We start from the raw sequence: 24,687 nt of genomic DNA, 5'->3' as shown, positions 1-24,687 counted from the left end.
TTCCGGATCAGAATGACCATCAGACAAGCCATGGTACTGGCCGCGGGTCTCGGAACCCGCATGCGCCCGATCACCGACACGATCCCGAAGCCGCTGGTGAAGATCGACGGCAAGCCGATGATCGATTACGCGCTGGATTGCCTGGTGGCCGCCGGTATCGAACGCGCCGTCGTCAACGTTCATCACCACGCCGACCAGATGCTCGAACATCTCAGGAATTATCACGGCCTCGACATCGTCATATCGGACGAGCGGGACGCACTGATGAATTCCGGCGGCGGCCTTGCAAAGGGGTTGAGGCTGCTTGACCGCGACAATATCTTCGTCATGAACGCCGATCTCTTCTGGATCGGCGAACAGCCGGGGCGGCCGACGAACCTGGAACGCTTAGCCGGATTCTTCGATGCCGAGCGCATGGATATGGCGCTGCTTTGCGTCGGGATCGAGGATACGACGGGTCACAATGGCAAGAACGACTTCAGTCTTGCGGCCGATGGCCGGCTGACGCGTTATCGCGACGATCCGTCCAATCCCGTCGTCTATGCCGGCGCGATCACCATGAACCCGTCGCTGTTCGACGATGCGCCGAAGGATGCCTTCAACCTCAATATCTATTTCGACAAGGCGATTGCGCGTGGCCGGCTTTTCGGCATGGTGCTCGAAGGCCATTGGCTGACGGTCGGCACGCCCGAGGCGATCGGCGAGGCGGAGGAAACGATCCGGCGATTGCGGACGTTTGCGTAAGCCATGGCGGAGCGGCACCAGCCACGCATCCTGACGATCCCGGCGGGCCTCTCCTTCCTGAAAACGCTGGCAACGACACTTTGCGACGGCCGATTGACGCCGATTTTCCGGCACGACGCCAATGATCCGCTATCGCTTGCCAAAGTAACGATCTATTTGCCGACCCGGCGCGCCGTGCGTGTGCTGCGTTCCGAATTCGTCGACCTGCTCGGCGGCCGCTCGGCGATCCTCCCCGTCATCCGCCCGCTCGGCGAAACCGATGACGATAGCGGCTATTTCGACGAGGCGCTGCCGGCAACGATCGATCTCGCTCAGCCGCTATCGAATACCGCCCGTCTGCTGGAGCTTGCGCGTCTGATCCTCGCCTGGCGAAACAAGCTGCCGGAGATCGTCCGCCACATTCACTCGGACTCGCCGCTCGTCGCGCCGGCAAGCCCGGCCGATGCGATCTGGCTCGCCCGCAATCTTGCCGAGCTGATCGATTCCATCGAGACCGAGGATCTCGACTGGTCGGAGCTGTCGAAACTCGATACTGGCGATTATGCCGCCTGGTGGCAGTTGACGGCGGAGTTCCTGCAGATCGCCAGCGCCTTCTGGCCCGAGCGGCTGTCCGAGCTCGGCAAATCCTCGCCGGCGCGGCACAGAAACGCCATTCTCCGGGCCGAAGCAAGCCGGCTTTCGGCAACGAAACCCGCCGGGCCGATCATCATCGCCGGTTCGACGGGTTCCGTTCCCGCCACTGCCGATCTCATTGCCGCGGTCGCCCATCTGCCGGAAGGCGTAATCGTGCTTCCGGGGCTCGATCTCTCCATGCCCGAGAAGCACTGGCAGATGGTCGCGCCGGAACCGGCGCCAGGCCAACATGCCAATCCGGCAAGCCGGAGCCATCCGCAATATGGTCTGTCGTCGCTGCTCAAGCGGCTGAAGCTGACGCGGGCCGATGTCACGCTTCTCGACAGACCGGAGGCCGATCTTGAGCGGCGTGCCGAAATCCTGTCGCGGGCACTTGCCCCGGCGGAGGCGACCAGTGACTGGGGAGCATGGAAAAACAACCTGCCGGCAGGCGCGCTGTCTTCGGCGGTCTCCGATATCTCGCTGATTGAAGCCGCCAATGAGCGCGAGGAAGCAACCGCAATTGCCATCGCGCTCCGGCTTGCGTTGGAGAGGCCGGGACAGGACGGCGAGAGCCGGGCAGCGCTCATCACTCCGGACCGCAATCTCGCGCGGCGGGTGATGGCCGAGCTTTCCCGCTTCGGCATCCTCGCCGACGATTCGGCGGGCACACCGCTTTCGGCCATGCCGCAGGGTACCTTGCTGCAAGTGCTGCTGGAGGCAGCGCTGCGGCCGGGCGATCCGGTGGCGATCGTCTCGCTGCTCAAACATCCGCTTGCCCGCTTCGGCCTGGAGCGCGGCGCCTTGATTTCCGCTACCGAGGCGCTCGAGCTGCTGGCGCTGCGCGGCGGCGTGTCAGAGGTGGATATCAGCACGCTGGAATTGCTGCTCACGCACCAACTTGCCGAACAAGCCCTGGACAGGCACGCGCCGCAATGGCGAAAAGCGTTTTCGCGGGATGCCGCCGACGCCGCATACGACCTTGCCCGGCGGGTCACACAGGCGACCGAGCCTCTGGCTTCGGCGCTGATGCGGCACCGGCCGGAAGATCGCGGAAGAACAGCGCGCTTCACATTGTCCGAATGGGCGGAACGCACCGGCCGTTCGCTTGAAGCGGTCGCAGTCGATCCGCAAGGCAATCTCGCCGATCTCTGGTCGAACGAAGCGGGAGATGCCCTCGCCGCCCTGCTCGGTGAAGTGATCGACACGGACGGCCAGATGGAGGCCGACGGACCGCAATGGATCGACATCATGGCAGCCCTTGCCGCCGGTCATGCGGTGAAGCCACGGGCGCTCAGCCATCCGAGGCTTTTCATCTTCGGCACGCTGGAAGCCCGCCTGCAGAGCGTCGATACGTTGATCCTCGGCGGCCTGAACGAAGGCACCTGGCCGGGACAGACCGCCAACAATCCCTTCATTCCGCGAATGATGAAGACGGAAATCGGCCTCGAGCCGCCGGAGCGGCGCATCGGCCAGCTGGCGCATGATTTCGAGATGGCAAACGGCACGCGCCATCTGATCTATTCGCGCGCGCTGCGCCAGGGCTCGACGCCGACCGTTGCCTCGCGTTGGCTGCAGCGGCTGCTGGCGCTCGGCGGAGAGGCGTTCGAAGCGGAATTGAAGGGACGCGGCAATCGTTTCCTGCAGTGGACCGCTCTCATCGATCGGGGCGACAGTCAGGCGCCGGCGCAACGACCCTCGCCGAAACCGCCGCTGGCGCTGCAGCCGAAATCCTATTCCTTCAGCGAAGTCGGCCGGCTGCGCCGTGATCCCTATGCCATCTATGCCCGCCGCATCCTGCGGCTCGACCCCGTCGACCCGTTCAATCGCGACCCGGGTGCGGCCGAACGCGGGACGCTCTACCACAAGATCATCGACCGTTTCATCCGCGAAGCCCATATCGCCGGCACGCCGGATGCGGCAGCGGCGATGGAGCACGTCCTTTCCGAGCTTTTCGACATGGAAAAGTTGCCGCCGCATATCGATGCCGTGTGGCGGCCGCGTTTTCGCGCCGTCGCCCGCGTCTTCCTCGAATGGGAGGCCGGACGGCGACATGGCATCCTGAAAACGTTGACGGAAGTGCGAGGCGGCATGGAGCTGGAGCCGATCAATATCCGGCTCACCGGCGTCGCAGACCGGATCGACGTCACCGGACCACACTCGGCCGACATCATCGACTATAAGACCGGCTACAATCCCTCGCCGGCGCAGGCACGCGTGCTTCTCGATCCGCAGCTGGCACTTGAAGCAGCGGCCTTGAGCGCCGGCGCTTTTCGCGATGCCGGCAGCCTCGTGCCGCAGGACCTTCTCTATGTGCGTCTGCGACCGGGAAGCCGCTTTCAAGTCGATACCGTCAACAACGAGAGCTCGGCCCGCAGCGACAAGGCGAAATCGGCGATGGATCTCGCCGCCGAATCGATCGACCAGCTGGTCAAATTCGTGGGGTTGCTGCAATCCAACGAAAGGGGCTTTACCTCGCGGCTGATCCCGGCCCAGCAATTCGATTTCGGCGGCGACTACGATCATCTTGCCCGCGTCTCCGAATGGTCGACGGCCGAAACCGAAGAGGGCGGCGATGAGTGATGTGACCGCCCTTCCCAACGACGACGATCCGGGCGCCTGGATCGGCTGGACGACGATCCAGCAGGCGATTGCCTCCGATCCGCTGCGGTCGGCATGGGTCTCGGCCAATGCCGGTTCCGGCAAGACGCATGTGCTGACACAGCGCGTCATCCGGCTGCTGCTATCAGGCGCGCGGCCTTCCGCCATTTTATGCCTCACCTACACCAAGGCTGCGGCGTCGGAAATGTCGAACCGCGTTTTCGAACGGCTGGCGGAATGGGTGGTGCTTGACGATGAAGACCTCGGCCGGCGCATCACGCAGATCGAAGGCGTGGCTCCCGACGGACTGAAGCTTGCCGAGGCTCGCCGGCTGTTTGCCAAGGCGCTGGAGACGCCCGGCGGACTGAAGATCCAGACGATCCATGCCTTTTGCGAAGCGCTGCTGCATCAGTTCCCGCTGGAGGCCAACGTTGCCGGCCATTTCTCGGTTCTCGACGATCGCGCGGCGGTGGCGCTGCTTTCCGATGCGCGCCGGGCGCTGCTGACGGCAACGGCGCCTGACGAAGACAGCGCCCTTGCCGAGGCATTCGCCTACGTGCTCAATCTCGGCGACGAATCCGGGCTGGAGAACCTGCTCGGCGACATCGTCGCCAACCGCAATGCCATTCGTCGTTTCACCGCGACGGCCGAACGGCAGGGCGGCGTGGAAATGGTTCTGCGCAAAAGGCTCGGCCTTGCGGCCGGTGACACGGAAGCCAGGATCGCGGCGCAATATTGGCCTTTGCCCGCGCTTTCGGGTGGCACGCTGGAGCTTTATCTCTCGCTGGCCGACCAGAAGGGTGGCACGAAGGCGCAGGAGGTTGCCTACGGCCTCAGGCTGGCCGGGCGGGAGCGCGATGACGCAAGACGCGCGCAATTTCTCGAGAAGATCTTTCTGACCGTGAAGGGCGAGCCCAAGGCGGACTCGCAATTCTTCGTCAAGGCCATGCTTGCCGAGGCACCGCAGCTGGCAGAGGCCATCGCCATTGCCCGCGCGCATGTCGCAGCAAGTCGCGACCGGCTGAAGCTGATGCGGATGTACGGCGCCACGCATGCAGCGCTCGTGCTCGCCGATCGGCTGAATCACGACTATGAGGAGTTGAAGAAGCAGCGCAGCCAACTCGATTTCGAGGACCTAATCACCCGCACTGCCGACCTGCTGACCAAAAGTGGCGTCGGCCCCTGGATCCACTACAAGCTCGATCGCGGCATCGATCATATCCTCGTCGACGAGGCGCAGGATACCAGCCCGATCCAGTGGAGCGTCATCCAGTCGCTCGCCGAAGATTTCTTCTCCGGCGAAAGCGCCCGGCCGATCGTGCGCACGCTTTTTGCCGTCGGCGACGAAAAGCAGTCGATCTATTCCTTCCAGGGGGCGCGGCCCGAGCGTTTTTCCGAGGAGAGCGACCGGACGCGGCGGCGCGTTTCCGATAGCGGGCAGAGTTTTTCCTCGGTGCGGCTGCCGCTGTCGTTCCGCTCGACTGCCGACGTGCTCGAGGCTGTCGACCACATTTTCAAGACACCCGAGAATGCGCGCGGCCTCAGCGCGCTCGGCGAACCGGTCGTGCATCGTTCCAGCCGCATCGGACATCCCGGCGCCGTCGATCTCTGGGAGATGGTTGCGCCGGAAGCGGTGGTGAAGGAGGAGGACTGGACGGCGCCCTTCGATGCGACGCCGGAAAGCGCGCCGGCCGCAATCCTGGCGCGGCGGATCGCCCATTCGATCGGCACGCTTGTTGGCCGCGAAACGATCGTCGACAAAGGCAAGGAGCGCCTGATCGAGGCCGGCGACATCCTGGTGCTGGTGCGCAAGCGCGACGCCTTCGTCAACGCGTTGACGCGGGCGTTGAAGCGCCGCGGCGATATTCCCGTCGCCGGCGCGGACAGGCTGGTGCTGACCAGCCATATCGCCGTGCAGGATCTGCTGGCGCTCGGCCGTTTCCTGCTTCTGCCGGAAGACGATCTTTCGCTCGCCGCCGTGCTGAAGAGCCCGCTTTTCGATCTCTCGGAGGACGACATCTTTGCGATCGCCGCGTTGCGCGGCGACAATGAAAGCGTCTGGAGCCATCTCAAAAGCTTCGCCGCCGACGGCACCGAACGTTTCCGCGCTGCCGTCGAGAGGCTGGAGCTGTTTCTCCGGCAGTCCAGGAGCCTGTCGGTTCACGATTTCTATGCGCGCGTGCTGGGCAGCTATGGCGGGCGGCGGCAATTCCTTGCCCGTCTCGGCACCGAGGTCAGCGATATTCTCGACGAATTCCTGACCTTCACGCTCAACCACGAGAGCTCCGGCCTTCCCGGGCTGCAATCCTTCATCTCGACGCTGGAGCTCGAAGCACCGGTGATGAAGCGCGAGCAGGACAAGGGGCGCAACGAGGTGCGGATCATGACGGTGCATGCCTCCAAGGGTCTTGAAGCACCGATCGTTTTTCTCGTCGACGGCGGTTCGAAGGCCTTCACCCATACCCATCTGCCGAAGCTTCGCCTGATCGAGACCGGCCCCGACGAGCCGCCGATGCCCGTCTGGGTTCCTGTCTCCGATCTCGCCAATTCGTTGACCCAGGACGATGCCGCGCGTATCCAGATGCTGGCGGAAGAAGAATATCGCCGGTTGCTCTATGTCGCCATGACGCGTGCCGCCGACAGGCTGGTCGTCTGCGGCTATCGTGGCGTGCGTGTGAATAACGACACCTGGCATATGATGATTTCGACGGCACTGCGCGACGACCATCCGCATGTGGAGGCAACCACATTCTCCGGTCCCGATGGGGAATGGCCGGGCGTCAAATGGCGCGTGCCGCGGGTGGAACGACGCTTCGAGCGTATCGATCGCAGCGAAGAGCGCGGCAGCGAGGAGACCTTGCCCGACGGTCTGTTGCGGCCATTGCCGCCGCAGGCTGAGCTGCCCCGGCCGCTCAGTCCTTCCGGCGCCGGGACGATTATCGATGAGGATGAGGGCGGTCTGCTGGTCGTCTCGCCGCTGTTCGGCGAAAAGGAGCGCAGCGATCGTTCGCTGGAAAAGGGCAGGCTGATCCATCGCATGCTGCAGGCGCTTCCCGAAATTCCGCTTGGCGAACGACCTGACGCGGCGAGCCGTTACGCCGAAAGGGCGGCCCGATTCTGGCCGGAAGCCGAACGGCGCAAGCTTGTCGATTCGGTTCTGAAACTATTGGACGAGGAAGGTCTACAGGCTGTTCTCGGTGCACAGGCCCAGCCCGAGGTCTCGATCATGGGAACATTGACGCTCGAAGACCGGCGCTATGCCGTCTCCGGCCGCATCGACCGGCTTGCCGTCCTTGCCGATCGCGTCGTCATTCTCGACTACAAGACCAATCGGGTGCCGCCGGCAACGGAGGAGGCTATCCCCTTCGCGCACCGGGCGCAGCTGGCGATCTACCGCGAGATTCTGACGCCGCTCTATCCTGACAAGCGTATCGATTGCATGCTTGTCTATACCGAGAACGCTTCGCTCTTCACGCTGAGCGAAAAGGCGCTCGGTTTGGCGCTTGCAGCGGTCAAGACAAAGTGAAATACCGGACATTGAAAATTCGGCACCGGACCATCACATGTGGTTCAACACCCAATTCCGTTAAAGGAGCAGCCATGGCTACCGTGAAAGTCGATATCAATAACTTCCAGTCGGAAGTTCTGGAATCCGCAGAACCCGTCGTCGTCGATTTCTGGGCCGAATGGTGCGGCCCGTGCAAGATGATTGCTCCGAGCCTCGAAGAAATCGCCGTCGAGATGGAAGGCAAGGTCAAGGTCGCCAAGCTGAATATCGATGAAAACCCGGAACTCGCCGCACAGTTCGGTGTGCGCTCCATTCCGACCCTTGCGATCTTCAAGGGCGGCGAAGTTGCCGATATCTCGGTCGGCGCAAAGCCGAAGACGGCTCTTTCGAACTGGATTTCGAGCGCTGCCTGATTGATATCGACGAACTATATCACATTGACGAAAAAGCCCGGCTCGACCGGGCTTTTTTCATTTCGCAGCCTTCATTTTGGCGGCGTGCCGTTGTCGGCAAGCACGTCGCCGACAAGATAGAGAGAGCCGCCGACCAGGATGCGCGGCGGCAATGCCTCCGGATCGGCGACGGCTTTTATCGCTTCCAGCGCATCGCCGACCGTCGACATCGGTTCGGCAACCAAGCCGGCATCATAAGCGGCATTCGACAAGATCACCGGGTCGATCATCGCTTCGCTGCCGCGGATCGGCACGCAGAAAACCTTCTCGACCAAGCCGGCAAAGGCCTTGAAATAACCGACCGGATCCTTGGTGTTGATCATGCCGGTAATCAGGAAAAGCGGCCGCGACTGGCGCTCCTCGAAATTGGCCATGGCTTCGGCGATCACTTCGCCGGCACCGGGATTATGCCCGCCATCGATCCAGATCTCGGCGCCGGCGGGCGCATGCGACAGCAGCCGGCCCTCGCTCAGACGCTGCAGCCGGCCCGGCCATTCGACCGAACTCATCGCCTTTTCCATCATCGTCTCGGTGACGGTGAAACCCGCCGCCTTGACGGCACGAATGGCGGCGGCGGCATTGGCATATTGATGCCGGCCGGGAAGGCGCGGCAACGGCAGGTCGGCAAGACCGAACTCGTCCTGGTAGACGAGCCGGCCATATTCCTCATGCGCCATGAAATCCTGCCCGAAAACGGCGCTCGGGCAATGCAGCCGTTCGGCCGTCGACATCAGCATGTCGAGCGCTGCGTCATATTCCTGATGACCGATGACAACTGGAAATCCCGGTTTCATGATGCCGGCCTTTTCGGCCGCGATCAGCTCGACCCTGTCGCCGAGATAGGGCTGATGATCCAGCGAAATCGGCATGATGACCGAGACGGCCGGATCTGAAATGACATTGGTGGCGTCGAACCGGCCGCCGAGACCGACTTCGATGATCGCGGCATCGGCCGGATGTTCGGAAAACAGGATGAAGGTGACCGCCGTCAGGATTTCGAAGACGGTGATCTGCTGTCCGGCATTGGCATCGGCCACGCGACGCACGGCCTCGGCAAAGACGGCGTCGTCGACAAGCTGTCCGCGTCCGCCCTTGACGCCAATGCGATAACGTTCGTGCCAATTGACGAGATGCGGCGAGGTGTGCACATGAGCGCTGTAGCCGCCGGCTTCGAGCAGGGCGCGGCAGAAGGCGGTGAACGACCCCTTGCCATTGGTGCCGGCGACATGAATCACCGGCGGCAGTTTCCTGTGCGGATTGCCGAGTTGATCGAGAAGACGGGTGATGCGATCGAGAGACAGATCAAAACCCTTGGGATGCAATCCCATGAGCTTGTCGATCTCCTGCGCTGCCTCACTCACCGCGGTTTGGCCTCTGGGTATCAATTCGGCACCCCGCCTGCTTGTCGGTTATCAGGCGCTCGCCGCCAGGGCAATCGCGCCGCCATTCATGTCGTTCGCCGCCGAAACCGGCTTCTTCGTCAGGATCTTCAAGAGGCGCGCCAGCGTTTCCGGAATATCGTGACGCTTGACGACCATATCGACCATACCATGCTCCAGCAGATATTCGGCGGTCTGGAAGCCTTCGGGCAGTTTTTCACGCAACGTCTGCTCGATCACGCGCTTGCCGGCAAAGCCGATTTCGGCGCCGGGCTCGGCCAGATGAATATCGCCAAGCATGGCATAGGAGGCCGTGACGCCACCCGTCGTCGGGTTGGTCAACACGACGATATAGGGCTGGCCGGATTCTTTCAGCATGTCGACGGCAACCGTCGTGCGCGGCAGCTGCATCAACGACAGGATGCCTTCCTGCATGCGCGCACCGCCGGAAGCGGGAAACATCACCAGCGGGCACTTTTCAGACGTCGCACGCTCGAAAGCCTTGACGATCGCCTCGCCGGCGGCCATGCCGAGCGAACCACCGATAAAGTTGAATTCGTGCACAACGGCCACGAGTTTCAGTCCCTGCACCTTTCCGACACCGGCGAGGATCGTATCCTCCTGTTCGGTCTTCAGGCGGCTGTCGCGTAGGCGATCGCTATATTTCTTCGAATCGCGGAACTTCAGCGGATCCTGCGCGACCTTCGGCTGCGGCAGCGATTCGAACTCGCCATTGTCGAAAAGATCGGCCAGGCGGGCCTTGGCCGGCATCTTCATGTGATAACCCGACGCCGGAATGACCCATTTGTTGCCTTCCAGGTCCTTATGGAAGACCATCTCGCCCGTTTCCGGGCACTTGATCCAGAGGTTCTCCGGCACTTCGCGACGGCCCAGCATGGAATTGATCCGCGGGCGAACGTAGTTGGTGATCCAGTTCAACTCGAATACTCCTGATAGTCTAAAGCGCGTCGCGATCTTTCAGATTCGCTGCCACGCTTTAGGTCCTGGTTTCCTGCATGTCGTTGCCGCAAAACCGCTGCACACTTTTGCGCGACATGCTTTATTGCCAATGTGGGCAAACTATTCGGCAGCAACAAGGCGCGCCGAACGTGTTCCCGTGGAAAGGCCGCGCACCAGCGTGGCAACCGCCTGAACCGTGTCCGCCGTCGCCTTTCCGTCATGCGTCAAGCTGGTCGCGACCTGATTGACGATCGCGGTGCCGACGACGACGCCGTCGGCCGAACTGCCGATGACCTTTGCATGTTCCGCCGTCTTGACGCCGAAGCCGACGCAGACGGGCAGCTTGGTGTGCTGCTTGATGCGCTCGACCGCGCCCGAAACCAGCGACGGATCGGGCAGCGCCGAACCGGTGATGCCATTCATCGAGACGTAGTAGACGAAGCCTGAAGTGTTCTTCAGGACCTTCGGCAGGCGCTTCTCATCGGTCGTCGGCGTCGCCAGGCGAATGAAATTGATGCCTTTGCGGATGGCCGGAATACAGAGTTCGTCATCCATCTCGGGCGGCAGGTCGACAACGATCAGGCCGTCGATGCCGGCGGCGAGCGCGTCGTCGAGGAATTTCTCGACGCCGTAAATATAGATCGGGTTGTAGTAACCCATCATCACGATCGGCGTCGCATCATTGGTCTTGCGGAAATCGGCCGCCAGCTGCAGCGTCTTCTTCAGCGTCTGGCCGCCTTTCAGGGCGCGCTGGCCGGCCAGCTGGATCGCCGGGCCGTCGGCCATCGGATCGGAAAAGGGCATGCCGAGCTCGATGATGTCGGAGCCCGCCTCCGGCAGCGCCTTCATGATGCCGAGCGAAGTGTCGTAATCGGGATCGCCGCCCATGAAATAGGTCACAAGTGCCGGACGGCCCTCGGCCTTCAGCTCGGCAAAGCGTTTGTCCATGCGTGCGGTCATGTCTTACAGTCCCATTCCCAGAATCTTGCCGACGGTGAAGATATCCTTGTCGCCGCGGCCGGAGAGGTTCATCAGGATGATCTCGTCCTTGCCCATCGTCGGTGCGCGTTTGATCACCTCGGCAATCGCATGCGAGGGCTCGAGCGCCGGGATGATGCCTTCGAGGCGGGTCAGGGTCTGGAAAGCCTCGAGCGCTTCGTGATCCATGATCGGCACATAGTCGACGCGGCCGGTATCGTTCAGCCAGGAATGTTCGGGGCCGATGCCGGGATAATCGAGACCGGCCGAAATCGAATGGCCTTCCTTGATCTGACCGTCGCCATCCTGCAGCAGATAGGTGCGGTTGCCGTGCAGCACGCCCGGCGAACCGGCAGTGATCGAGGCGCAATGTTCGTCGCCCTGCAGACCCTTGCCGCCGGCTTCGACGCCGACCATCTTCACAGAGGGATCATCCAGGAAAGGATGGAAAATGCCGATGGCGTTCGAGCCGCCGCCGACGGCAGCGATGACGAGATCCGGAAGACGGCCTTCGGCCGCCAGCATCTGCTCTTTCGCTTCGATGCCGATCACCGACTGGAAATCACGGACCATCTCCGGATAGGGATGCGGACCGGCTGCCGTTCCGATCAGGTAATAGGTATCCTCGACATTGGTGACCCAGTCGCGAAGTGCCTCGTTCATGGCGTCCTTCAGCGTGCCGCTGCCTGCCGTGACCGGCTTGACTTCCGCGCCGAGCAGCTTCATGCGGAAAACGTTCGGCGCCTGACGCTCGACGTCGGTGGCGCCCATATAGACGACGCAGGGAAGGCCAAAGCGGGCGGCAACGGTCGCGGAGGCGACGCCGTGCTGGCCGGCACCGGTTTCGGCGATGATGCGGGTCTTGCCCATGCGCTTGGCGAGCAGGATCTGGCCGATGCAGTTGTTGATCTTGTGTGAGCCGGTATGGTTCAGCTCTTCGCGCTTGAAATAGATCTTGGCGCCGCCGAGTTCGGCCGTCAGCCGCTCGGCGAAATAGAGCGGGCTCGGGCGGCCGATATAGTGCGCGCCGAGATGCTTCAATTCGGCCTGGAATGCCGGATCGTTCTTTGCCCTGTTCCACTCGTCCTGCAGATCAAGGATCAACGGCATCAATGTTTCGGCCACGAAACGACCGCCATAAATGCCGAAACGGCCATCTTCATCGGGGCCGGAACGGAAGGAATTCGGTTTAGGCGTCTCGTTCACTCTCAACTCCCTGAGGCCATGACAGGCGCATTCGCCTTTTCGACCGCGTCAAAAAATTCATCGATCTTCGCGACGCTCTTCACGCCAGGCGCAGTTTCGACTCCCGAGGAGACGTCGATACCCGGTGCCTTGGTGATGAAAAGCGCTTCCGCGACATTGTCCTTGTTCAGCCCGCCGGAAAGCATGTAATCGACGCTGCCGTCAAGCCAGCTGAGAAGGCTCCAATCGAAGGAAATACCGTTGCCGCCAGGCAGTTCCGAACCCTTCGGCGCTTTGGCGTCGAAGAGGAAACGGTCGGCGATGCCGATATAGGCCTCGACGCGTTTCAGGTCGTCTGCCGTGCGCACCGAAAAGACCTTCATCACAGGCAGACCATAGAGCGCCTTTATGGTCAGCACATGTTCGGGGCTCTCGTTACCATGAAGCTGGAGCATATCCGGCTTCAACAACGTTACGATCTCGTCGAGTTCGTCATTGGTCGGATCGACGACGACGGCGACGATCTTCGCCTTGCCGCGCGCAGGTTCGGCCAGTTTTGCCGCCAGGTCCGGCTCGATATAGCGCGGGCTCTTTTCGAAGAAGATAAAACCGATATGGGTCGCGCCGCGCTTCAGCGCGCGATCGACAGCCTCAGGCGTCTTCAAACCACAGATCTTGATATCCGGTCTCATGGCAGCGAAGTGACACGAAATGCGGAAAGAGTCGAGCCAATTTGCGACGAACACTGAATTTAGCGCGGCTCTCGGCTAGAGCGCCGCGCGTCCAAAGGACGCGCTAAGGACGCTCTATCACTTTAAATCTGCGCATAATGCTTTCCGAAAAATCGACTCAGATTCTCGGGGTTACGCGCTAGTCGAAATCGATGGCATGCAACTGGCTGCCATGCCGCTTGAGCCAGGATTTCGCCTCGTCCATGCCGGGGCAAAGTTTGCCACAGAGCGCCCAGAAGTGCGGGCCGTGATTCATTTCCTTGAGGTGGGCGACCTCATGGGCGGCGAGATAATCGATCACCGAAGGCGGCGCCATGACGATACGCCAGGAAAAACTCAGATTTCCCTCAGACGAACACGAGCCCCAGCGGCTACGGGTATCCTTCATCGAGATCGAACGGATCGGCGCCCGGATCGTTGCGGCATGCATCGTCGCCAGTCTTGCGAGATCGGCGCGCGCCTCTTTCTTGAGAAAAGCCGCAATGCGTCGTCCGACATGTTCCGGCATGCCGCTGACGCGCAGCACCGGCCTTCCGTCTATGGAAACCGCCTCCGTCAGCCCGCGCAAGCTGCCGCTATGCTGGATGCGATGGGAAACGCCGCGAAGGAGGATTTCGCCGCCGTCACGCAGGCCGGCATCGGTCGAAAACTTGGCAAGCTTGGTGAGCAGCCAGCCCTGGTGACGATCGAGGAAGGCATTGACCTCACGCGCCGCAAGGCCTTTCGGAACCGTCATCTTCAAGGCGCGGCCACCCGGTTCGATGCGCAGCGTGATGCGTGTCGCCCGGTCATGCTGCTTGATCGTCAGCGGCATGAGCCGGCCGGCGACATCGAGCGTCCGCATTTCATGCGGAGCCGGCTTTCGCGCCTTCGACCTTGTTTTCAGAAGCGAGAACATGCGTGTTTTCTATACGATTCGCCGGCAAATCTAAATGCCGGAAGGGCAGACATGGAAAAACCGGCATCGCGAGATGCCGGTCATCATTTCATCGTTCAGGCGTTTACGGCGTCTGATATTCAGCCACCGGACCGTTGTCATCGCGCTTGGCGTTCCTGCGGTCGCGCATGAAGCGGTCGAACTCTTCCTGATCCTTGGCGCGGCGGAGTTCGCGCAGATAGGAGTCGAATTCCTCGCGCATTTCGTCAAGCTTTCGGCGCTCTTCCTCGATTCGGTCGAGTTCGGCCTTGCGCCAGTCGTCAAAGGCGACGTTGCCGGTCGAAAAATGCGGGCGGTGACGGCCATGCGGGCGGCGGCAGGAGGCAAAGAAGCCATCGGTCGCCTGGTTGACGTCACTCTTGAAGCCGCGCAGACGGTCGCCGAAGATGATGTAGGCAAGCATGGCAAGACCCAGAGGCCAGAAAACCATGAAGCCGAGAATCATCAGGGCAATGGTAGCCGGAGTCCAATCCGGTCGAAGCAATGCTGACTGGTTCATCGTGCGGGTATCCCTCGCTTTCCGCGCCCGGCAGAATACCGAACGCTGAAATCGATGTGGTTACCGCAATAACCGCCTTCAAGACGATTGCCCGCGAAATCGGACAACACCTTGAATCCGTTTTGCTAATTCAGCTATTCCTGATTCAGCCCGTTCGGCCGCCCTTGATGACACGCGGGAGCGGAGGCCTAACGGCGGAACGGGAATGCTGGCGGACGAAATCGATGATGCGCGGCGCGATCTCGCGGCGGAAACGTGAGCCGTTGAAAACGCCATAATGGCCGACATCCGGCTGAAGATAATGCATGCGCATATCTTCGGGAATGTTCACGCAGATGGTCTGCGCCGCCTCCGTCTGGCCGACCCCTGAGATATCGTCATTCTCACCTTCGACGGTCAGCAGCGCCACATTGCGAATGGCCGCCGGATCGACGCGTCTGCCGCGATGCATCAGTTCGCCCTTCGGCAGCGAATGCTTGATGAAGACCTCCTCCACCGTCTGCAGATAGAATTCGGCGGTCAGATCCATGACGGCGAGATATTCGTCGTAGAAATCGCGATGCCTTTCCGGCTCGCCGTCGTTCTTCACGAGATGCATGAAGAATTCCTTGTGTGCGACGAGATGGCGATCAAGATTCATCGACATGAAGCCCGAAAGCTGCAGGAATCCCGGATAGACCGGGCGCATGAAGCCCGGCTGCGGCCAGGGCACGTTCATGATGACATTGTCGGAGAACCACTGCAGCGACCGCTCCTGGGCGAGCTTGTTGACCGCCGTCGGGTTGATGCGCGTGTCGATCGGGCCGCCCATCAGCGTCATCGACGCCGGCGAAAGCGGATCCCTGGCTTCCTCCATCACCGCAGCGGCTGCCAGCACCGGAACGGAAGGCTGACAGACGGCGATGACATGCGTGTCGTGACCGAGGAAATGCAGCATCTCGATGACGTAGTCGACGTAGTCGTCGAAATCGAACGTGCCTTCCGTCATCGGCACCATGCGGGCATCGATCCAGTCGGTGATGTAGATATCGGCACTCGGCAGCAGCGCCTCGACCGTGCCGCGCAGCAGCGTGGCATAGTGGCCGGACATCGGCGCGACGATCAGGATGCGTGGATCATTGCCGCGGGCGGCTGGAATACTGCGGGCGAAATGCAGAAGATTGCAGAAGGGTCGCGACCAGACGACCTCTTCGCGGACGGACACCGTCTTGTCACCGATCGTCGTCTGCTTCAATCCGAATTCCGGTTTCCCGTAGCGGCGCGTCGTGCGTTCGAACATTTCGAGACTTGCCGCCATCGTCCGGCCGAATGGCGTATGGGAGAACGGGTTCAGCGGATTGGCATAGGCAAATCGCATGATATCGGCCGCGGCGCGAAACGGCGCCATGGCGGCATGGTTCAATTCATAAAGCTGATAAAACATTGGAAGGCGCCACCTTTCTCTATCGAAAAGATGACACCGATTGAGAGGCATCGACTCTTTTCGTAACGCGGGCACGTAACGCAGACTAACAGGTTTCTGTTGCACAGCAACATTGACGCACCAGACCCGCACAAGAAATGCCGGAGAATTGATCCCCGGCATCATAATCGACCTGAGAACTTAAGTTTCTCAACAGGAAGCGTCGTTAACGATCCGCTACGAAGGTCTGTTTCTGCGTGCCGAGACCTTCGATTCCGAGTTCGACCACGTCGCCGTTCTTGAGATAGCGCGGTGGCTTGAGGCCCATGCCGACGCCCGGAGGCGTACCGGTCGAGATCACGTCGCCGGGATGCAGCGACATGAACTGGCTGAGGTAGGAGACGAGGAAAGCAACGCCGTAAACCATCGTCTTCGATGAACCGTTCTGCATCTTCTGACCGTTGACCGTCAGCCACATGCCGAGGTTTTGCGGCTCGGCAATTTCATCCTTGGTCACGAGCCAGGGGCCGATCGGACCAAACGTGTCGCAGGATTTGCCCTTGGTCCATTGACCGGAACGCTCGGTCTGGAAAGCGCGCTCGGAAACGTCATTGGAAACGCAATAACCGGCGACATAATCCAGCGCTTCGGCTTCCGTCACATATTTGGCGGTCTTGCCGATGACGACACCGAGTTCGACTTCCCAATCGGTCTTTTCCGAACCGCGGGGGATGACGACATTGTCGTTCGGTCCGACGATTGCGGATGTTGCCTTCATGAAGATGATCGGCTCGGGCGGCACGGTCGCACCGGTTTCGGCAGCATGATCCGAATAATTCAAGCCGATGCAGATGAATTTGCCAGTACCCGCGACGCAAGCGCCAATGCGGCCGGGTGCGATTTCCGGAAGGCTCTTCGGATCGATGGCCGCTATCTTTGCAAGGCCTGTCGGTGTGATCGCTTCACCGCCGATATCGGCGACATGACCGGAGAGATCACGGATCTTGCCATCGGCATCGAGAAGTGCTGGTTTTTCACTGCCCGCTTCGCCAACACGCATCAGCTTCATGGAATTCCTCCTCATCGAAAACGGATTTGCAGCCACCTATGAACGAATTATTCATCGGTGTCATTACGGCTTTGCCAGGAAGCGGTACGGCTTTGCCGCGATTCGGATGATTTTCTGCCGAAAACCGCCCGTACCTGCCGGCATCATGCTCTAAAAATTTCCGCCAGATCCGGGCCGGAGGGAATGATCTTCGTTGGATTGAGGCTTTCGATCGAATAGTAGCCGCGCTTGATATGATCGAGATTCACCGTTTCACCGATGCCCGGCCAATCCAGCATTCGGCGGCAGAAGGCGCGCAGATTGGCATAGTCGGAAAGCTGGCGCAGATTGCATTTGAAGATGCCGTGATAGGCGACGTCGAAGCGCACCAGCGTTACAAAAAGCCGGATATCGCTCTCGGTGGGATGATCGGCGAAGAGAAAAGACCGGCCCTCGAACTGCTGCTCGACCCAGTCGAGGCAGGCAAAGACATCGGCAAAGGCTTCTTCGTAGGCGATCTGCGTGGTGGCGAAACCGGCGCGGTAGACACCGTTGTTGAGGGCAGGATAGATGCGATCGTTGAAAGCATCGATCTCGGTGCGCCTCTCCGCCGGGCAAAGATCGATCGGATTTTTTGCCAGACCGCCGAAGCCGCTGTTCAGCATACGCAGAATATCGGCGGATTCATTGTTGACGATGGTCTTTTTCTGTTTGTCCCAGAGAACCGGCACGGTGGCCCGGCCGGTGAAATCGGGTGCTGCCCTGGTATAGATTTCATGCATATAGGTTACGCCGTTGACGTGATCCTCCGTCGCGCCGGGATAATCACCGAAGCGCCAGCCCTGCTTGCCCAGCAGCGGCTCGACGACCGAGATCGAGATGATATCTTCCAGGCCCTTGAGCTTGCGGCCGATCACGGTGCGCGAGGCCCAGGGGCAGATATAGGCGACATAGAGATGGTAACGGTCGGCGCTGGCTGCAAAGCCGGCTTCGCCGGTCGGCCCGGCGCTACCATCCGGGGTCACCCAATTGCGGAAACTCGAGGTCTGACGGATAAAGCCGCCCTTTTCGTCCTTTGCCTGAACGGGCTGCCAGTCTTCCGTCCACTTTCCGTTCACCAGCATGCGCAACTCCCCGATCGATTGATTAAGACAGTTCATTATCCTGCTTCGACGCCGGCGTGAGGCCGCGTTTATGAAGACAGTCTGTACACCCAAACTGCGACGATGCTGCGCTTGCCAAGCCGGTGAAGCAGGAAATATGTCTCTGCTATACAAAATGACGTGGAGTTCGAAATGCATCTCTCGAAGGCCGTCGTGCCGACCGAACATGCGAGCCGCTACCTGCAGCAGCTCTGCAAACACTGGAGCCACAAGTTCAGCGTCGATTTTGATCCTCTGAGGGGCCGGGTGCCGTTCAGCGATACGGCCGAGGTGACGTTTGCGGCCGACGATGCGGCGCTGACCATGACACTTTCCGTCGCCGATCCCTCGCAGCAGGAAAGGATGCAGCAGGTCATCGACGATCATCTGAAGCGATTCGCCTTTCGCGAAAAACTCGACATCGTCTGGTCGCACTAAGCCCGGCCCGATCCAAATTTTTTATCCCTAACCCTGGAACAAGCATGACGAAGAGCAATCACCGCGAATCCGACTATCCGATCGATCCGATGTTTCTTGATCGCTGGTCGCCCCGCGCCTTCACCGGCGAAATCATCGAGGAAGCACAGCTGCTCGGTCTGCTCGACGCTGCCCATTGGGCGCCGTCCTCGGCCAACCACCAGCCATGGCGCTTCATTTATGCGCTCAAGGGTTCAGGGCATTGGGAGAAATTCGTCGCATTGCTCGTCGACGCCAACCAGGAATGGGCCAGGAATGCGTCGGCGCTGATCTTCGTCGTGTCGCGTGCCTTCACCGGGGCTGCCGGCTCAGCTGAGGAAAAGCCGAGCTACACTCATTCCTTCGATGCCGGTGCGGCATGGGGGCATCTGGCGATGCAGGCGCGCCTCGCCGGCCTTTACGCCCATGGCATGGGCGGCATCAAGCATGAAGAGGTCAGGCAGGCTTTCGCCATTCCCGAGGGATACCGGGTCGAAGCAGGCGTCGCCATCGGCCGCCTGGCCGACAAGAGCGTTCTTTCCGAACGCAATCAGGCGCGCGAATTCCCCAGCCAGCGCAAGCCGCTCTCCGAGGTCGCCTTCAACGGGCGCTTCGTCGCGAATTGAGCGAAGCCAGAGGCTGAGCAGATATCGGGCAAACGAAAGCCCCGCCATCCTAGAGATAGCGGGGCCATTTATTTCTGCAATATCAACTAGATATCGAGGTTTGCAACGCTTAGCGCATTCTCCTGGATGAATTCGCGCCGCGGCTCGACTTCGTCACCCATCAGGCGGGCGAAGAGACCATCGGCGTCGGTGGCGTCGTTGACCCTGACCTGCAGCAGCGAGCGAACGTTCGGATCGAGCGTCGTTTCCCAGAGCTGCTCGGCATTCATTTCGCCGAGGCCCTTGTAGCGCTGCATGGTGAGGCCTTTGCGGCCGCTTGCGAAGATCGCGTCGAGCAGGGCGCGCGGGCCAGAGATTTCGACGTCGCCTTCGCGGCGATGCAGCGATGGCGGCGTCTGATAGATTTCCTTGAGGCGTGCCGTCAGCTGGTCGATGTGACGGGCATCCGAGGAACCGATCAGCGCCATGTCGAGCACGACGAGTTCCTTGACGCCGCGGACCATGCGCTCGAGGCGCAGGCCGCCATCGGTTGTCAGATCGCCCCGCCAGCCGCGCTCGGTTTCCTCGGCGATGATATCGAGGCGCCCAGCCACTTCGTTTGCCAGCGCCAGCGCCCTCCCCGGGTCGCTGGCGAGCTCGGCATTGAGCGCGCCGGCAATCGCCGCTTGTTCGACGGCGGAACGATTGTAGCGCGAATGGAGATTGTCGAGCAGCGCGCGCATACGCAGGGCATCGAGGATGACCTCGCGCAGATCCTGGCCGGTGCGAACCTCGCCGCTACCGAGCCTCAGCGAAGCATCTTCCAGGCCCTGGCTGATGAGATATTCTTCGAGCGCCTTCTCATCCTTCAGATACTGCACCGACTTGCCGCGCGAGACCTTATAGAGCGGCGGCTGGGCGATATAGAGATGACCGCGCTCGATCAGTTGCGGCATCTGGCGGAAGAAGAAAGTGAGCAGCAGGGTGCGAATATGGGCGCCGTCGACGTCAGCGTCCGTCATGATGATGATCTTGTGGTAGCGCAGCTTTTCGACATTGAACTCGTCCTTGCCGATGCCGGTACCGAGCGCGGTGATCAATGTGCCGATTTCCTGGCTCGACAGCATCTTGTCGAAACGGGCGCGTTCGACGTTCAGGATCTTGCCGCGCAGCGGCAGGATCGCCTGGTTCTCGCGCGAGCGGCCCTGTTTGGCCGAACCGCCGGCAGAATCGCCCTCGACGAGGAAGACTTCGGATTTTGTCGGATCACGCTCGGAGCAGTCGGCGAGTTTGCCCGGCAGCGAAGCGATATCGAGGGCGCCCTTGCGGCGGGTCAACTCGCGGGCCTTGCGGGCCGCTTCGCGGGCGGCGGCTGCCTCGACGACCTTGCCGACGAGGATCTTGGCTTCGCTCGGATGTTCTTCGAACCAGGTGTTCAGCGCCTCGTTGACGAGACTTTCGACAACAGGACGGACTTCCGAGGAAACCAGCTTATCCTTGGTCTGCGACGAGAATTTCGGATCCGGCACCTTGACCGACAGAACCGCGGTCAGGCCTTCGCGGCAATCTTCGCCCTGCAGCGTCACCTTTTCCCTTTTGGTGATGCCGGAACTGTCGGCATAGGAAACGACCTGGCGCGTCAGCGCCGCGCGGAAGCCGGCCATATGCGTGCCGCCATCGCGCTGAGGGATGTTGTTGGTGAAGCACAGCACGTTCTCGTGATAGCTGTCGTTCCACCACATCGCGACTTCGACGGTGATGCCGTCCTTTTCGCCGTGGATGGCAACCGGCTTGTCGACGAGCGACTTCTTGGCGCGGTCGAGATAGGCGACGAAAGCCTCGAGGCCACCGTCATAACGCAGTTCTTCCTGCTTGATATCGGAGTGGCGCTTGTCGGTCAGCAGGATGCGGACGCCTGAATTCAGGAAGGCGAGCTCGCGAAGGCGATGTTCCAGCGTGCCGTAGTCGAACTCCGTCATGGTGAAGGTGCCGGTGCTCGGCATGAAGCTCACTTCCGTGCCGGTTTCATTCGGCGCGTCGCCCGTAACCTTCAGCGGAGCATCGGCCACGCCATGGGTGAAGCTCATTTCATGGATCTTGTCGTGACGGCGGATCTTCAGCTTCAGCCAAACGGACAGCGCGTTGACGACGGAGACGCCGACGCCGTGCAGGCCGCCGGAAACCTTATAGGAATTCTGGTCGAACTTACCGCCGGCATGGAGCTGCGTCATGATGACTTCGGCAGCCGACACGCCTTCGCCGGTGTGAATGTCCGTCGGGATGCCGCGACCATTGTCGGTGACGGTCACCGAACCGTCCGGATTGAGAGTGACGGTGACGATGTCGGCATGGCCGGCAAGCGCTTCGTCGATCGCGTTGTCGACGACTTCATAGACCATGTGATGCAGGCCGGAACCGTCGTCGGTATCGCCGATATACATGCCGGGGCGTTTGCGCACGGCATCGAGGCCCTTCAGAACCTTGATGGAATCTGCGCCATATTCGGTGCTTACGCCGTTTTCCGTCGCGGATGTATCGCTCATTCTGTCGAGATTTTCCCTGTTGTCGTAAAGCTGCGGTGCGCCTTGCGAATCACCGGCTTTCTTCACTCTCGTATATAGGTTTTTTGAACCCACTTCCCAATGGCAAGCCCCTAGAACAAGGCATAAAACAGGGGATTATGACGCTTTTCCGTCGCCTTTGCCGTCATTTTCGAGAAGAGCCGATAGCCGGCCTATCTCCGCGCTGTCAAGGCTGCGGATTCGCCGGGCCAGCCGGTTGGCAAAATCGGTATATTCGGGGGGCAGGCCGGAGGTGTCGATCACGACGCGCGGGTCCGAAGAGCGGGCGAGCAGGAACAGTTCCTCGGCCTCATCCCAGATGATGTTGAAATAACCGGCGATGCGCTGCAGCAGATCGAATGTCGGCAAACCACGCTTTCCATGTTCGAGTGCCGAGAGATAGGCGGGAGAGACATTCAGTGCCTCCGCCATCTCCTTCTGCGAGACGCCCTTGCGCGCTCTCAGTCTGCGAACCGCCTCTCCGAAGGGTGTCATGGCCTTTCCCCATGTCGCCGCGACAGGCGAATGTAGAGCGCGCCCTCACCGCCATGATGCTGTGCGGCCGGTTCATAGGAGGAGATCAGGTAGCGGAATTCCGGCTTCGAGAACCAAAGAGGCACAGCCCGCTTCAGCGCGCCGTCGCTGCCCATGGAGCTGCCCTTGCCAGTAATGACCAGCACATGGCGCATGCCGCGCTCATGGGCGCGGATCAGGAAATCGAGAAGGATGGCATGGGCCTGGCTCTGCACCAACCCGTGCAGGTCGATCCGCGCTTCGAGCGCCAGCCGGCCCTTGGCGATCTTCCGCTTGACCGGCTTTTCCAGCGGATGATGCACCCCGGCCGATGGTTTCGCCGTTGACGGTGCTGCCGGCTGCGGCGGCGTGGGTGTGGCGGGCGTCTGCTTTTCCTGCTCCCGTTCGGCTGCCGCTTCGGCTTCGGCAAGAAAGGCATCGAGTTCGGTCAACGCCCCTGCCTTGCCGGGCATCGGCCGCGTGCTGCGGGCGACCTTGCCCCAGAGTATCCTCTCATCGGCGCTCAGCTTGCGGTCCCTGGCCATCAGTCGAATCGTCCGGCGGCGGCATTGGGAATGAGGATGACGAAATCGGCGTCGTTGCGGACGGTGCCGGCACTTTCCCCGGCGATATCCCCCGAGCCGGTGAAGATATCCCCGCGCGACGGCCCGACGATCGCCGAGCCGGTATCGAGCGCCAGCATCAGCCTGCGGAACGGCCGGCCCTGGTCGAGATGGGTGAGGCTTTCGGCGCGAATGAAAAAGGGAAAACCGAAGGTATGGATCATCCGGTCGACCGCAAGCGCGCGCCCGGCGAGAAGCGGCACCTTGGCGGCTGCGATCGGACCCGCCTCAGGATCGGCAACCGGCGCTTCACGGAAGAAAATATAAGAGCGGTTATGCCATAAGACTTCGTCGACGTGCTCGGGATTTCGCGCCAGCCAGGCACGGATCGCCTGCATCGAAATCTCCGCCCGATCGATCTCGCCGCGCTCGATCAGCAGCTTGCCGATCGCCGAGAAAACATGGCCAGCCTTCGCGGCATAGGTGATGCGGCCGATACGACCATCCTCATAACGCAGGCGGGCAGCACCTTGCACATGCACGAAGAAGACATCGACCTTCGACTTCGCCCAGGCGATTTCGAGGCCGCGGCCCTCGAGAAATCCCTGATCGATGGCGCGGCGGTCCGGATGGGCAGTGACGTGGCCCTCATGCAGACGGCCGAAAGCATAGGCCTTGTCGAGTTCGGCGGGGCGATTGGCGTCGTCGAGATCGATCAGATCGTCCGGACGCCGGTAGAAGGGAAAACGGAAAATTTCGTCCGGCCGCTCCGACACGTCGATATCAGGTTCGTAGAAGGCGGTGACGAAGCCGGCCTTGTCGTCCTTGCGGCAGACCAGAAAGGGCCGACAGTGCGTCTCGAAAAAAGCGCGTGCCGATGCCGGAGATGACGGGATGAAATCTTCGGCGGCGGCGAGAAGCGGAAGCAGGTCTTCCGAGCTCAGGCCCAGCGATCCGGTGCGGTACGGTTTGACATCGGTGATCTGCCGCCGGCAGCTTCGCATGGCTTCAAAAAGGCCGGAGGGATCATCATCCTTCCAGCCTTCCAGAGTGTCGAAGCTTATGGCCTGCAGGACGAAGTCCGATGCGTGGTCACTCATGTTCCGATTCGGTCGCCACGAGTTTCCAGTTCGGATCGCGCGAGCGGGTGTCGCGGGCAAAGGTCCAGAGGTCGTTGACCTCGGCGACGTTTTCGGCGTCGCCTTCGATCAGCACATCCGCCTTGTCGTAGGTGGCCGATATCAGCTGGCTGACGATGCGCACGGAGATCTGCGCTTCGCTGCCCTTTGTTTCCGCATGGGTGATTTCGGCCTTGTCGATGCCGACGAAAGTGGACTTCACCTTCTCGCCCCGGGCTTCACGCTCGCCGATCGCCGCATCGAAGCCGTCATAGACTTCGCGAGACAGCAAGTTCTTCAGCGTTTTCCGGTCGCCATCCGCATAGGCCATGACGATCATCTCATAAGCCATGCGGGCGCCGTTCAGAAACTCCTTCGGGCTGAAGGCGGGATCGGCCTTGTTCAGCGCACGCAGCGATTCGTTGAGCGGCGTTCCGGGCGCCGCGAAAGCATCGATGGCGGCGAAGCGATCCTCATCCTCCGTCGTCGCATCGCGCCGCGGCAGCGTCACGACCTTGCCGGCTTCGGCCGGGGCCGCATCCCGCGGCGTATAGAGATCGCGCGGCGGCTTCTCATTTCCTGTACGGCGCCCGAGCACGGAGCGGAGCTGAAAGAAAATCAGCACAGCCGCCACCAGGAAAAATAATGTGATGAAGTCGTTCGAACTCATATCGTATCGCAGCCGCCGTTAAC

General features: G+C 61.2%; 21 protein-coding genes. 6 read left to right on the top strand and 15 right to left on the bottom strand.

Annotated features, from left to right (window positions below; genetic code table 11):
* Nucleotides 1–12 precede the first annotated feature (12 nt).
* The 4 genes from GFM02_RS08220 (at nucleotide 13) to trxA (ending at nucleotide 7,878) form a co-directional block, all read left to right on the top strand.
* Nucleotides 13–744: a nucleotidyltransferase family protein gene (locus GFM02_RS08220; protein ID WP_168321362.1), complete on the top strand. Its 732-nt coding sequence runs from the start codon at nucleotides 13–15 to the stop codon at nucleotides 742–744.
* Nucleotides 745–747: 3 nt separating this feature from the next.
* Nucleotides 748–3,939: a double-strand break repair protein AddB gene (gene addB, locus GFM02_RS08215; protein ID WP_168321361.1), complete on the top strand. Its 3,192-nt coding sequence runs from the start codon at nucleotides 748–750 to the stop codon at nucleotides 3,937–3,939.
* Nucleotides 3,932–7,483 (top strand): double-strand break repair helicase AddA, encoded by a 3,552-nt coding sequence (gene addA, locus GFM02_RS08210; protein ID WP_168321360.1) that lies wholly within the window; start codon nucleotides 3,932–3,934, stop codon nucleotides 7,481–7,483. The genes addB and addA overlap by 8 nt, the downstream gene beginning before the upstream one ends.
* 74 nt (nucleotides 7,484–7,557) lie before the next feature.
* Nucleotides 7,558–7,878 carry a thioredoxin gene (gene trxA / locus GFM02_RS08205; protein ID WP_003544118.1) on the top strand — a complete coding sequence of 107 codons (321 nt, stop codon included), beginning with the start codon at nucleotides 7,558–7,560 and terminating at the stop codon, nucleotides 7,876–7,878.
* Nucleotides 7,879–7,949: 71 nt separating this feature from the next.
* Here the strand turns inward: trxA and GFM02_RS08200 are convergent, their stop codons facing one another.
* The 10 genes from GFM02_RS08200 to GFM02_RS08155 form a co-directional block, all read right to left on the bottom strand.
* Nucleotides 7,950–9,302, bottom strand: coding sequence for a bifunctional folylpolyglutamate synthase/dihydrofolate synthase (locus tag GFM02_RS08200; RefSeq protein ID WP_205930213.1), 1,353 nt, complete (start codon nucleotides 9,300–9,302; stop codon nucleotides 7,950–7,952).
* A gap of 27 nt (nucleotides 9,303–9,329) precedes the next feature.
* A complete protein-coding gene (gene accD / locus GFM02_RS08195) occupies nucleotides 9,330–10,235 on the bottom strand; it encodes an acetyl-CoA carboxylase, carboxyltransferase subunit beta (RefSeq protein ID WP_033182047.1) in 906 nt (301 codons plus the stop codon).
* Nucleotides 10,236–10,376: 141 nt separating this feature from the next.
* Nucleotides 10,377–11,216, bottom strand: coding sequence for a tryptophan synthase subunit alpha (gene trpA, locus GFM02_RS08190; RefSeq protein WP_168284780.1), 840 nt, complete (start codon nucleotides 11,214–11,216; stop codon nucleotides 10,377–10,379).
* A gap of 3 nt (nucleotides 11,217–11,219) precedes the next feature.
* A complete protein-coding gene (gene trpB, locus GFM02_RS08185; RefSeq protein WP_020052236.1) occupies nucleotides 11,220–12,440 on the bottom strand; it encodes a tryptophan synthase subunit beta in 1,221 nt (406 codons plus the stop codon).
* Between the two features lie 2 nt (nucleotides 12,441–12,442).
* Complete coding sequence (locus GFM02_RS08180; RefSeq protein WP_168321359.1) at nucleotides 12,443–13,111, bottom strand: phosphoribosylanthranilate isomerase; 669 nt, start codon at nucleotides 13,109–13,111, stop codon at nucleotides 12,443–12,445.
* A gap of 178 nt (nucleotides 13,112–13,289) precedes the next feature.
* Nucleotides 13,290–14,048, bottom strand: a complete 759-nt coding sequence (locus GFM02_RS08175) for a M48 family metallopeptidase (RefSeq protein ID WP_168321358.1) — start codon at nucleotides 14,046–14,048, stop codon at nucleotides 13,290–13,292.
* 103 nt (nucleotides 14,049–14,151) lie between these two features.
* The gene (locus GFM02_RS08170) at nucleotides 14,152–14,586 is read right to left on the bottom strand and encodes a DUF2852 domain-containing protein (RefSeq protein ID WP_168321357.1); all 435 of its coding nucleotides are present in this window, start codon (nucleotides 14,584–14,586) and stop codon (nucleotides 14,152–14,154) included.
* A 145-nt stretch (nucleotides 14,587–14,731) separates the two neighbouring features.
* The gene (locus tag GFM02_RS08165; RefSeq protein ID WP_168321356.1) at nucleotides 14,732–16,009 is read right to left on the bottom strand and encodes a polyhydroxyalkanoate depolymerase; all 1,278 of its coding nucleotides are present in this window, start codon (nucleotides 16,007–16,009) and stop codon (nucleotides 14,732–14,734) included.
* A gap of 205 nt (nucleotides 16,010–16,214) precedes the next feature.
* On the bottom strand, nucleotides 16,215–17,057 hold the full coding sequence (locus GFM02_RS08160) for a fumarylacetoacetate hydrolase family protein (protein ID WP_168321355.1): 843 nt from the start codon (nucleotides 17,055–17,057) through the stop codon (nucleotides 16,215–16,217).
* A gap of 143 nt (nucleotides 17,058–17,200) precedes the next feature.
* On the bottom strand, nucleotides 17,201–18,160 hold the full coding sequence (locus GFM02_RS08155; protein ID WP_168321354.1) for a glutathione S-transferase family protein: 960 nt from the start codon (nucleotides 18,158–18,160) through the stop codon (nucleotides 17,201–17,203).
* A 171-nt stretch (nucleotides 18,161–18,331) separates the two neighbouring features.
* On the opposite strand from GFM02_RS08155, the gene GFM02_RS08150 reads away from it, so the two are divergent.
* Nucleotides 18,332–18,616 carry a DUF2218 domain-containing protein gene (locus GFM02_RS08150; RefSeq protein ID WP_168321353.1) on the top strand — a complete coding sequence of 95 codons (285 nt, stop codon included), beginning with the start codon at nucleotides 18,332–18,334 and terminating at the stop codon, nucleotides 18,614–18,616.
* Nucleotides 18,617–18,660: 44 nt separating this feature from the next.
* Nucleotides 18,661–19,260 carry a nitroreductase family protein gene (locus tag GFM02_RS08145; RefSeq protein ID WP_020052229.1) on the top strand — a complete coding sequence of 200 codons (600 nt, stop codon included), beginning with the start codon at nucleotides 18,661–18,663 and terminating at the stop codon, nucleotides 19,258–19,260.
* 86 nt (nucleotides 19,261–19,346) lie between these two features.
* Here the strand turns inward: GFM02_RS08145 and gyrB are convergent, their stop codons facing one another.
* From gyrB to GFM02_RS08120, 5 genes are all read right to left on the bottom strand, one after another.
* Nucleotides 19,347–21,782 carry a DNA topoisomerase (ATP-hydrolyzing) subunit B gene (gyrB, locus tag GFM02_RS08140; protein ID WP_026265520.1) on the bottom strand — a complete coding sequence of 812 codons (2,436 nt, stop codon included), beginning with the start codon at nucleotides 21,780–21,782 and terminating at the stop codon, nucleotides 19,347–19,349.
* Nucleotides 21,783–21,917: 135 nt separating this feature from the next.
* Nucleotides 21,918–22,295 carry a helix-turn-helix domain-containing protein gene (locus GFM02_RS08135; protein ID WP_020052227.1) on the bottom strand — a complete coding sequence of 126 codons (378 nt, stop codon included), beginning with the start codon at nucleotides 22,293–22,295 and terminating at the stop codon, nucleotides 21,918–21,920.
* On the bottom strand, nucleotides 22,292–22,858 hold the full coding sequence (locus tag GFM02_RS08130; protein WP_020052226.1) for a Smr/MutS family protein: 567 nt from the start codon (nucleotides 22,856–22,858) through the stop codon (nucleotides 22,292–22,294). Before GFM02_RS08130 ends, GFM02_RS08135 begins: the two co-directional genes overlap by 4 nt.
* Nucleotides 22,858–23,976, bottom strand: a complete 1,119-nt coding sequence (mltA, locus tag GFM02_RS08125) for a murein transglycosylase A (protein WP_168321352.1) — start codon at nucleotides 23,974–23,976, stop codon at nucleotides 22,858–22,860. The genes GFM02_RS08130 and mltA overlap by 1 nt, the downstream gene beginning before the upstream one ends.
* Nucleotides 23,969–24,664: a Tim44/TimA family putative adaptor protein gene (locus GFM02_RS08120; protein WP_020052224.1), complete on the bottom strand. Its 696-nt coding sequence runs from the start codon at nucleotides 24,662–24,664 to the stop codon at nucleotides 23,969–23,971. Before GFM02_RS08120 ends, mltA begins: the two co-directional genes overlap by 8 nt.
* Between the last annotated feature and the right edge of the window lie 23 nt (nucleotides 24,665–24,687).

The sequence above is a fragment of the Rhizobium leguminosarum bv. viciae genome (genome assembly GCF_012276115.1).
In the GTDB taxonomy this organism is placed as follows: Bacteria; Pseudomonadota; Alphaproteobacteria; order Rhizobiales; family Rhizobiaceae; genus Rhizobium; species Rhizobium leguminosarum_T.
Note: the sequence above shows the minus strand (reverse complement) of the source record. Positions and strands in the feature narration are given on the sequence as shown.